The organism is Streptomyces sp. NPDC058307 (assembly GCF_042880295.1).
GTDB lineage: Bacteria > Actinomycetota > Actinomycetes > Streptomycetales > Streptomycetaceae > Streptomyces.
This window is the reverse complement of record NZ_JBHVYZ010000025.1, coordinates 49,760-60,048: the sequence shown is the minus strand read 5'-3', so window position 1 is coordinate 60,048 and position 10,289 is coordinate 49,760. Positions and strand designations below refer to the sequence as shown.

The following is a 10,289-nucleotide window of genomic DNA, read 5'->3' as shown; positions in this document are numbered from 1 at the left end:
GCGCACAGACGGGAGCGCTCCCCTTCCTCACCCTGCGGCCTGTCGTCCGGCGGCCACTGCGGCGGCCGCCGGGGTCCAGCTGCTCAGCACCCTCGCGGGAATCCGGCCAGATGTCCCGGCGGGGACGGTCACGCTGCGCCCCGTACGCAGCGCGCCTCTCGGAGAGATCGGTCTGACCGGACTGAGGATCAAGGGGGCGCCGTTCTCGGTACGGGTCAGCAGGCTCGGGCTCGCCATGGTCGAGGAGGCCGCCGAAGGGCTTCAACTGAGGGCGTGACCTCGAATGACACCCACTCCACCAGAGGCACGCAGAGGGAGAAGCGACCTGTTCAGGTGGCAGTGGATCAACCGCCGATGCGACCGGCGAAGAGAGTGTTTATCGTCAGGCAGACGACTATGATCGCGGCATGGCCTACGACCCGTCAGCCTTTCCGCCCTTCGCCGTCACCGTGGACCTGGTCGTACTGACCGTGCGCCGGCACGCCCTGTGTGCGCTCGCGGTACGCAGGGGCGAGCCGCCGTTCCAGGGACGCTGGGCGCTTCCCGGCGGCTTCGTACGGGCCGATGAGGATCTGGCGCAGGCCGCTGCCCGCGAGCTGGCCGAGGAGACGGGGCTGCGCGCCCACGACCCGGCTGTCCCCGTCCAGGACAACGGAGCGCACCTGGAGCAGCTCGCGACCTACGGCGACCCCAAGCGTGACCCTCGGATGCGTGTGGTGAGCGTCGCCCACCTCGCCCTCGCCCCCGACCTGCCCGCCCCCCGGGCAGGAGGTGACGCCAGCAACGCGCGCTGGGCGCCCGTCGAGGAGCTGTTGCAGCAGGGCGGCTACGGTCGGGACGGTGAGCCGGTCGCGCCGCTCGCCTTCGACCATGCGCAGATCCTGTCCGACGGAGTGGAGCGCGCCCGCTCGAAGATCGAGTACTCGTCGCTGGCCACGGCGTTCTGCCCGCCCGAGTTCACCGTCGGTGAGCTGCGCCGGGTCTACGAGGCGGTGTGGGGCGTGGCGCTGGATCCGCGCAACTTTCACCGCAAGGTGACGGGCACACCGGGCTTCCTTGTCCCGACCGGCGGAACCACCACGCGACAGGGCGGCCGCCCCGCCCAGCTCTTCCGGGCCGGTGGCGCCACCCTTCTCAACCCTCCGATGTTGCGCCCCGAAGTGTGATGGACCCAAAAACCGGACATAACGCGCTATCTTGCTACGGGTGATCCAGGCGTTCGGACTGACCAGCCATTCCCACAAGGACCTCCCACCCGCGGTCGACGACGTGTCCTTCGAAGCCCGTGCGGGCCACATCACCGCGCTTCTAGGAGCGACGGGCGCGGGCAAGACGACAGCGCTCAGACTGATGCTCGAACTCCAACGGGGCCGCGGCCTCACCTACTTCAGGGGCCGCCCGCTGCATCGCATCGCGCACCCCTCGCGGGAGGTCGGCGCACTCCTGGGCGAAGTGCCCGGCCACCCCGCGCGCACGGTCCGCGGCCATCTGCGCCTGCTCTGCGCCGCGGTCGGCGTCCCGGTCCGGCGCGCCGACGAGGTGCTCGAAGTGGTGGGCCTGGTGAGCCTGCGCGACGAGCGGCTCGGCACCCTGTCGCGTGGCATGGACCGCCGCCTGGGCCTGGCCTGCGCCCTGTTGTCGGACCCGCACACACTCGTGCTGGACGATCCAGCCGACGGGCTCTCCACTCGTGAGAGCCACTGGCTGCACGGCATGCTGCGGGCGCATGCCACCCAGGGCGGCACGGTCCTGTTCACCACGTCCGAGCCCAAAGAGGCCGCGCGCGCCGCAGACCACGTCGTCACGCTCGAGCAAGGCAGGCTCGTCGCGGACCAGGCGGCCGCGGAGTTCGCCCGTACCCGACTCCGCCCCCGTGTCGCCGTCCGCACTCCCCATGCCGTCCGCCTCGCCGCCCTGCTCGCCAGGGAGGCCCGTACGGCTCAGCGCTCCGTCGAAGTCGTCCGGGAAGGCGGCAACCGCCTGTCCGTGTACGGCAGTACCTGTGCCGACGTCGGAGAGACGGCATTCCGTCACGGCATCCTGGTCCACCAACTGGCCGACGAGATGGGGGACATGGGGCCCGGTGCCGGGCGGTTTCCCGGCGACGCCGCGGAAGCGGCCCAGGATGCGAGGACGGGCGCGACGGGACCCGAGCCCGGCGAGCTCCTTGGTCGTCGGGTCGTAGGGGTGACCGGGACGACACCGGGGCGCGGCCGAGCACAGGTCAACCCCGCGTCGCAGAGCGGCTCGCACATGCCTGGTGACCGGGTGGTGCACGCCGACCGGAGTGCGCACGGCGCCCAAGCGGCACTCGGCGGTCCAGACACCGACAGCAGCCCGGCTGCGGGACACGGCGACACCGCTCTGAGCCCCGCCACCGCCTCCAGGACCCACACCCCCCTGCCCACCCTCCCGCCCCCCATCTCCGTCAGGTCGGCTCCCAGCCCCTTGCGCCCCCTGCGCTACGAACTGCGCCGCGCGGCAGGGATCGGCACCGGGTTCCTCACCGGGGCCGCGGTGCTCGTCACGTCCGCCCTCACCGCCGTACTCCTGGCACGAGTCGGCCACACCCCGCAGGCACGTCTGCTGGCCGCGTGGCCGAGGGAGCTGCCGCTGCCCCCGGCTGCGCTCGGAGCCGGCCTGCTCGGCGCACTCGCGTTCGGCGACGAGTTCCGCCACCCCGCCCTGGCCGCGGACCGCGGCACCGTCCCCCGCCGGCTGGGACTGCTCACCGCGAAACTCGTCGTCGCCGCCGTCACCGCGCTGACGCTGGCCTTTCTCGTGGTGGGCTGCGACGCCGAAGTGCTCTATCTCGTCTACGGACGGGAACTCACGGAAGTTCCCGCGGACTGGTTGTCGCTGAGCACGAGTTGGTTCGGGCTGGTGGTCGGGTGCGCCTGGGCCGGTGTCCTGGCCGCCGGAGTCTTCCGGTCCACCACGGCCGGGCTCGCCGCGGTGGTCGCCGTACCCGTTGCCGTCGTACCCCTTGTACAGAAAGCGCTGGAGGGGGCGTCCCTGCGAGCGGCAGCGGGTCTGCCCGTCCGGCTGCGCGAGGTCTTCCTGCTCCAATGGCCCTTCGGCGGGGAGCGCTATCTCGTCGGAGCGGTGCGTGTCATCGCCCAACCGGTGGGCGGGGCACTGGCGTTGTCGCTGACCGCTCTGCTGTGCGCGTATCTGCTCACGACCCTGCGTAGCAGGGTCCGATGACGACCGCCCGAGCGCTATCGGTCTCGACCTGCGCACAACTTCCCGACGAAAGCGCATTTCTTTCCGATAAGGCGTCAATTGCGACGGGGTGAGCGATCACCCTTTCGTGTGCTTTTCACCAAAGACCTCAAGGGAGTTGGAGGCGGCGCCGACAAAGGATCCGTGAGTACCCTTGCGCACACCATGATGACCGCCGCCCGCTCCGCCGACTCCGGTCTGGCCGGCCCGGGCGATCTCGACCGCTACCCCTATGCCGAGGCCCCGGCCGCAGGCCGCGTCGGAGCCTCCGTCTGGGACGGCTCGGACCCGGAGCTGGGCCGCGTGGGCCGACGGGCCGCGGGCAGCCGCGGGCGCGGACTGCACGGCCAACTCGTCCAGCAGCTCGGCCAGATGATCGTCTCGGGGGACCTGGGAGCCGACCGGCCGCTGGTCCCCGAGGAGATCGGCCAGCGTTTCGAGGTCTCCCGTACCGTCGTCCGTGAGTCGCTCCGCGTTCTGGAGGCCAAGGGCCTGGTCAGCGCCCGCCCGAACGTCGGCACGCGCGTGCGTCCCGTCAGCGACTGGAACCTCCTCGACCCGGACATCATCGAATGGCGGGCTTTCGGACCGCAGCGCGACAACCAGCGCCGTGAGCTGAGTGAGCTGCGCTGGACGATCGAACCGCTCGCCGCGCGCCTGGCCGCGGGGCACGGCCGGGAGGACGTCCAGCAGCGCCTCGGTGACATGGTCGAGATCATGGGGAACGCCATGAGTCAGGGTGACGCGCTCACCTTCTCCCGTGCCGACGCCGAGTTCCATTCCTTGCTCATCCAGCTCGCGGGCAACCGCATGCTGGAGCATCTGTCCGGGATCGTCTCCTCAGCCCTCCAGGTTTCCGGCGGCCCGGTCGCCGGCTGTGACCGGCCGAACGAGTCGTCCCTGGCGCACCACGGCCGGATTGCGGACGCCCTCGCCGCCGGCGATGCGGCGGCGGCCGAGGCGGCCATGCGTCAACTGCTCACCGTCCATCCCGAGGTGGAGCGCGTGGTGCCGGCGCCGCGCGAGCACTGACCGCGCACCGCGGGCGTCGCGGTCGAGGATGTCCTCCCCCTTCTCCGGCATCGTTCGGCCCTCGAACCGCCTCCGTCGGACCCCGCAGGATCTCCTGGGATGCTGCGGGGTCCGACGGCGCGGCGCGGCTGACGGCCCCCCGGACTCTGCTGGCCCGGATTCTGCCGACCAGGACTCTGCTGGCCCGGACTCTGCCGACCAGGACTCTGCTGGCCCGGACTCTGCTGGCCCGGACGGGCGAGTGACCTTGTCTGTCCGTGTCTGACCATTTTTGTTTGTCTACGGGGTGTGACTCGGGCCACGCAGATTGGGCGTAACGCTTGCGGGAGCAGCGCGATGACCTAAGAGGTGGCAGCCGCGGAAGGAATACGGACGCCGTTTCAGGCGCTGTGCATCTTCCCGGCCCCCCGCCCGCGCCGTCGGCCACTCCCAGGCCGGTGGTCGGCTCCTGTCCGCAGTGGACGGGGCCGGAAGCCGTTTTCCAACGTTCCGAGAGGTTGTTCGTGTCGGCCAGCACATCCCGTACGCTCCCGCCGGAGATCGCCGAGTCCGTCTCTGTCATGGCTCTCATTGAGCGGGGAAAGGCCGAGGGGCAGATCGCCGGCGATGACGTGCGTCGGGCCTTCGAAGCTGACCAGATTCCGGCCACTCAGTGGAAGAACGTACTGCGCAGCCTCAACCAGATCCTCGAGGAAGAGGGTGTGACGCTGATGGTCAGTGCCGCGGAGCCCAAGCGCACCCGAAAGAGCGTCGCAGCGAAGAGTCCGGCCAAGCGCACCGCCACCAAGACGGTCGCGGCGAAGACGGTGACCACGAAGAAGGCCACCGCCACCGCCACCCCGGCGGCCCCCGCCGCCGAGCCCGCAGTCGAGGGCGAGGAGCCCACGAAGCCCGCCGTGAAGAAGGCGGTCGCCACCAAGAAGGCGGCCGCGAAGAAGACCGTCGCCACCAAGAAGACGGCGGCGGCCAAGAAGACGACCGCCAAGAAGGACGACGCCGAGGTCGTCGAGGAAGAGGTCCTCGAAGACGCTCCCAAGACCGGCGACGAGCCCGAGGGCGCCGAGAGCGCCGGCTTCGTGCTGTCCGACGAGGACGAGGACGACGCGCCTGCGCAGCAGGTCGCGGCCGCCGGCGCCACCGCCGACCCGGTCAAGGACTACCTCAAGCAGATCGGCAAGGTCCCCCTGCTCAACGCCGAGCAGGAGGTCGAGCTCGCCAAGCGCATCGAGGCCGGTCTGTTCGCCGAGGACAAGCTGGCCAACGCCGACAAGCTCGCTCCGAAGCTCAAGCGCGAGCTGGAGATCATCGCCGAGGACGGCCGCCGCGCCAAGAACCACCTTCTGGAGGCCAACCTCCGTCTGGTGGTCTCCCTGGCCAAGCGTTACACCGGCCGCGGCATGCTCTTCCTGGACCTCATCCAGGAGGGCAACCTTGGTCTGATCCGCGCGGTCGAGAAGTTCGACTACACCAAGGGCTACAAGTTCTCCACGTACGCCACCTGGTGGATCCGTCAGGCGATCACCCGCGCGATGGCCGACCAGGCCCGCACCATCCGTATCCCGGTGCACATGGTCGAGGTCATCAACAAGCTCGCGCGCGTGCAGCGTCAGATGCTCCAGGACCTGGGCCGCGAGCCCACCCCGGAGGAGCTGGCCAAGGAGCTCGACATGACCCCGGAGAAGGTCATCGAGGTCCAGAAGTACGGCCGCGAGCCGATCTCGCTGCACACTCCTCTGGGCGAGGACGGCGACAGCGAGTTCGGTGACCTCATCGAGGACTCAGAGGCCGTCGTCCCGGCCGACGCGGTGAGCTTCACGCTCCTGCAGGAGCAGCTGCACTCCGTACTCGACACTCTGTCCGAGCGCGAGGCGGGCGTGGTCTCGATGCGCTTCGGTCTCACCGACGGTCAGCCGAAGACCCTCGACGAGATCGGCAAGGTCTACGGCGTCACGCGCGAGCGCATCCGCCAGATCGAGTCGAAGACCATGTCGAAGCTGCGTCACCCGTCGCGTTCGCAGGTGCTGCGCGACTACCTCGACTAGGCCGTAGTCGTACGACACCGAAGGCCCGGTCCCTCTTCGGGGACCGGGCCTTCGTGCTGCGCGCACAGGCGCCCTGCATGACTCTGGGTTTCCGATCACCACCCCGAGTGAGGAGCATGCATGCGTCACCCCATTGCCCGGGCGCTGGCCCGGCCGCTGATTCTGGCGGCTGTCGCGGCGGCCATACCGCTGGCGTCGGCCGCCCCCGTGGCTGCCGACAGCATCGTCATCGGGGGATTCCCGGTCGATGTGTCCAAGGCGCCCTGGACGGTGGCCCTGTCCAGCCGTGACCGGTTCGGAGGTACGCGCGCCGGGCAGTTCTGCGGCGGTGTCGCCGTCGGCCCCACCACGGTGCTCACCGCGGCCCACTGCATGGGCGAGGACGTCCTCGGGGCACCGCCCGAGCAGGTGAGCGACTTCCGTGTCATCACGGGCCGTACGGATCTGCTCTCGGGCCAGGGGAAGGAGATCGGCATACGGGCAGCCTGGGTGAATCCCGGCTACGACCCGCAGAGCAACGCCGGGGACTTCGCCGTCCTCACCCTCGCCGAGCCGCTGCCGCAGAACGCGGTCATCGCCATGGCGGCCGCCGGCGACGCCGCGTACCAGCCGGGAATCGGCGCCACCGTGTACGGCTGGGGTGACGTCACGGGCGGCGGCGACTACGCGCGCAGTCTGCGGGCGGCACGCGTGCATGTACTGGCCGACGTGGGTTGTAGTGAGGCTTATCCGGGCGGCGCGGACGGCACCTACCGCGCCGACAGCATGCTCTGCGCCGGGGAGGACGTGGGTGGCCGTGACGCCTGCCAGGGGGACAGCGGTGGTCCGCTGGTCGCCCAGGGGAAGCTGATCGGGTTGGTGTCCTGGGGAAGCGGCTGTGGACGAGCGGGCCGTCCTGGTGTCTACGCCCGTGTGTCCGAGGTCATGCGAACGCTGGGCTCGGCCGGTCGCAACGCGACCGACGGACGTCATGGAACCGCGTGACAATGTCTTGAGGGCGCTGAGCGTCCTCGCAGAGCCATGAGCCATGAGTAAGGGCGGCTGCCCCTGGGAGCAGGGACAGCCGCCCTTGTGCCGGCCTGTGCCGGAGCTGGCTCGTCGTGGACGCGAAGTGTCAGCGCTCTTCTTCTGCGACTGACGCGGGAACGGCCGTGAGCCGCTCCGTCTCGTCCTGTATCTCAGCGGCGATCTTCTTGAGTTCCGGCTCGAACTTGCGACCGTGGTGGGCGCAGAAGAGCAGCTCTCCACCGCTGAGCAGCACGACGCGCACGTACGCCTGGGCGCCGCAGCGGTCGCAGCGGTCAGCGGCCGTCAGCGGGCTCGCGGGGGTCAGAACAGTAGTCACGTCGCCTCTTCTCTAGCTCGACGAGCTGTCGTACCAGGGTCAACATCCAACCAGCCCCAAAACGTTCCCGCTCGGGGCTTCACCCAGAGAGAAATTTTCCGGAAGGCTGGCTGCTGCCGGTTTGGCGGCGAATGTGCCGTATTGCGTGTCTGTGTGTCTTACGGGTTCGCACTGTCGGTCAAGGTCGGTCCTCCCGGCTGGGTTGCCGGTTGTTCATGAGGACGTGCCCGGAGCCTAAATGGTTCATGCCTGTAAGGGAACGTGATATGTACTTCACCCCTTCGAGGGATCGAACAGGTATGCGACCCTGGACTACTCTGTGTTTCCGCACGAGGGTGGCGTTACAACGGCTCTACCAGGCCTCGGTACCCTCATGGCGGCGACCGAAGCCGCGCCCTTACCCACAAGGGCCCCACCTGAAATTCAGCGAGGAGCGAACCGCGTGACCGCCGAGACGTCCGTGCCGTCCACAGCTCTGCTGGCAGGAGCAGACCGGGACGGTTCCAACTACACCGCGCGGCACCTGCTCGTCCTCGAAGGGCTTGAGGCCGTACGCAAGCGCCCGGGTATGTACATCGGATCTACCGACAGCCGTGGCCTGATGCACTGTCTGTGGGAGATCATCGACAACTCCGTCGACGAGGCCCTGGGCGGGCACTGCGACCACATCGAGGTGATCCTCCACGACGACGCATCGGTGGAGGTCCGGGACAACGGCCGGGGCATCCCGGTCGACATCGAGCCCAAGACGGGCCTGTCCGGCGTCGAGGTCGTCATGACCAAGCTGCACGCCGGCGGCAAGTTCGGCGGCGGCTCGTACGCCGCCTCCGGCGGACTGCACGGCGTGGGCGCCTCCGTGGTGAACGCCCTGTCCGCGCGGTTGGACGTCGAGGTGGACCGTGCCGGCAACACCCACGCGATCAGCTTCCGGCGCGGCGTGCCGGGTGCCTTCGCGGCGAACGGCCCCGACGCCACGTTCGAGGCCGCGAGCGGCCTGCGCAAGGCCAAGAGGATCCCCAAGACCCGCACCGGCACGCGCGTGCGGTACTGGGTGGACCGGCAGATCTTCCTCAAGGACGCCAAGCTCTCCCTGGAGAACCTCCACGGGCGCGCTCGCCAGACCGCGTTCCTGGTGCCGGGCCTGACCATCGTCGTCCGTGACGAGTACGGTCTGGGCGAGGGTGGCAGCAAGGGCGAGGAGTCGTTCCGTTTCGACGGCGGCATCAGCGAGTTCTGCGAGTACCTGGCCACCGACAAGCCGGTCAACGACGTCCTCCGCTTCTCCGGCCAGGGCAGCTTCAAGGAGACCGTTCCGGTCCTGGACGAGCACGGCCAGATGACGCCCACCGAGGTCACCCGCGAACTCGGCGTGGACGTCGCGATGCGCTGGGGGACCGGCTACGACACGACCCTGAGGTCGTTCGTCAACATCATCGCCACGCCCAAGGGCGGCACCCATGTCGCCGGCTTCGAACAGGCCGTCGCCAAGACGATGAACGAGGTGCTGCGCGCGAAGAAGATGCTGCGTGTCGCCGAGGACGACATCGTCAAGGACGACGCCCTCGAGGGCCTGACCGCGGTCGTCACCGTGCGCCTGGCCGAGCCGCAGTTCGAGGGCCAGACCAAGGAGGTTCTCGGCACCTCGGCGGCTCGCCGCATCGTGAACACCGTCATCTCCAAGGAGCTCAAGGCGTTCCTGACGTCCACGAAGCGGGACGCCGCGGCCCAGGCGCGGGTCGTCATGGAGAAGGCGGTCGCCGCCGCCCGCACGCGTATCGCGGCCCGCCAGCACAAGGACGCGCAGCGCCGCAAGACGGCTCTGGAATCGTCCTCGCTGCCCGCCAAGCTCGCCGACTGCCGCAGCGACGACGTCGACCGCAGCGAACTGTTCATCGTCGAGGGCGACTCCGCGCTCGGTACCGCGAAGCTCGCCCGGAACTCCGAGTTCCAGGCGCTGTTGCCCATCCGCGGCAAGATCCTCAATGTTCAGAAGTCGTCCGTCACCGACATGCTCAAGAACGTCGAGTGCGGTGCGATCATCCAGGTCATAGGAGCGGGGTCCGGCCGGACCTTCGACATCGACGCGGCCCGCTACGGCAAGATCATCATGATGACCGACGCCGACGTCGACGGCTCCCACATCCGATGCCTGCTGCTGACGCTGTTCCAGCGCTACATGCGGCCCATGGTCGAGGCGGGCCGGGTGTTCGCCGCGGTGCCGCCGCTGCACCGCATCGAGCTCGTCCAGCCGAAGAAGGGGCAGGACAAGTACGTCTACACGTACTCGGACCGTGAGCTGCGCGAAAAGCTGCTGGAGTTCCAGAGCAAGGGGGTCCGGTACAAGGACTCCATCCAGCGGTACAAGGGTCTCGGTGAGATGGACGCCGACCAGCTGGCCGAGACGACGATGGACCCGCGGCACCGGACTCTGCGGCGGATCAACCTCGCCGATCTGGAGGCCGCGGAGCAGGTCTTCGATCTGTTGATGGGCAATGACGTGGCACCGCGGAAGGAGTTCATCTCGGGCTCGGCGGCGACGCTGGATCGGTCGCGTATCGACGCGTAGCGCCGAGTCGGGGGCGGGGTTGGAAACGCGCCCCAACCGGGTGGGGGGGGTTTTGTGGCGACCCCCCGCCCACCCCCCG

The 10,289-nt window shown here is 69.3% G+C and carries 7 protein-coding genes and 1 pseudogene; 7 read left to right on the top strand and 1 reads right to left on the bottom strand.

Features of this window, described 5'->3' with window-relative positions; genetic code table 11:
- The 6 genes and pseudogenes from ACFVYN_RS19625 to ACFVYN_RS19600 all read left to right on the top strand — a co-directional run.
- Nucleotides 1-277, top strand: a pseudogene (locus ACFVYN_RS19625) (glycogen debranching protein); the annotation flags it as partial.
- Between the two features lie 130 nt (nucleotides 278-407).
- Nucleotides 408-1,166: an NUDIX domain-containing protein gene (locus tag ACFVYN_RS19620; RefSeq protein ID WP_390000017.1), complete on the top strand. Its 759-nt coding sequence runs from the start codon at nucleotides 408-410 to the stop codon at nucleotides 1,164-1,166.
- 40 nt (nucleotides 1,167-1,206) lie between these two features.
- Nucleotides 1,207-3,207 carry an ATP-binding cassette domain-containing protein gene (locus tag ACFVYN_RS19615; RefSeq protein ID WP_390000015.1) on the top strand — a complete coding sequence of 667 codons (2,001 nt, stop codon included), beginning with the start codon at nucleotides 1,207-1,209 and terminating at the stop codon, nucleotides 3,205-3,207.
- Between the two features lie 162 nt (nucleotides 3,208-3,369).
- The gene (locus ACFVYN_RS19610; RefSeq protein WP_390000012.1) at nucleotides 3,370-4,257 is read left to right on the top strand and encodes a FadR/GntR family transcriptional regulator; all 888 of its coding nucleotides are present in this window, start codon (nucleotides 3,370-3,372) and stop codon (nucleotides 4,255-4,257) included.
- A 503-nt stretch (nucleotides 4,258-4,760) separates the two neighbouring features.
- Complete coding sequence (locus ACFVYN_RS19605) at nucleotides 4,761-6,299, top strand: RNA polymerase sigma factor (protein WP_390000009.1); 1,539 nt, start codon at nucleotides 4,761-4,763, stop codon at nucleotides 6,297-6,299.
- A gap of 120 nt (nucleotides 6,300-6,419) precedes the next feature.
- Nucleotides 6,420-7,283 carry a serine protease gene (locus ACFVYN_RS19600; RefSeq protein WP_390000007.1) on the top strand — a complete coding sequence of 288 codons (864 nt, stop codon included), beginning with the start codon at nucleotides 6,420-6,422 and terminating at the stop codon, nucleotides 7,281-7,283.
- Nucleotides 7,284-7,413: 130 nt separating this feature from the next.
- Here the strand turns inward: ACFVYN_RS19600 and ACFVYN_RS19595 are convergent, their stop codons facing one another.
- On the bottom strand, nucleotides 7,414-7,644 hold the full coding sequence (locus tag ACFVYN_RS19595; RefSeq protein ID WP_125189096.1) for a hypothetical protein: 231 nt from the start codon (nucleotides 7,642-7,644) through the stop codon (nucleotides 7,414-7,416).
- Nucleotides 7,645-8,086: 442 nt separating this feature from the next.
- Here ACFVYN_RS19595 and ACFVYN_RS19590 point away from each other — a divergent pair, with 442 nt between their 5' ends.
- Complete coding sequence (locus ACFVYN_RS19590; RefSeq protein WP_390000004.1) at nucleotides 8,087-10,210, top strand: type IIA DNA topoisomerase subunit B; 2,124 nt, start codon at nucleotides 8,087-8,089, stop codon at nucleotides 10,208-10,210.
- Nucleotides 10,211-10,289 lie beyond the last annotated feature (79 nt).

What these genes read in the sequence shown, in the direction of transcription:
- ACFVYN_RS19600 (WP_390000007.1), top strand. Translation starts at nt 6,420, where the DNA reads ATGCGTCACCCCATTGCCCGGGCGCTGGCCCGGCCGCTGATTCTGGCG.
- ACFVYN_RS19620 (WP_390000017.1), top strand. Translation starts at nt 408, where the DNA reads ATGGCCTACGACCCGTCAGCCTTTCCGCCCTTCGCCGTCACCGTGGAC.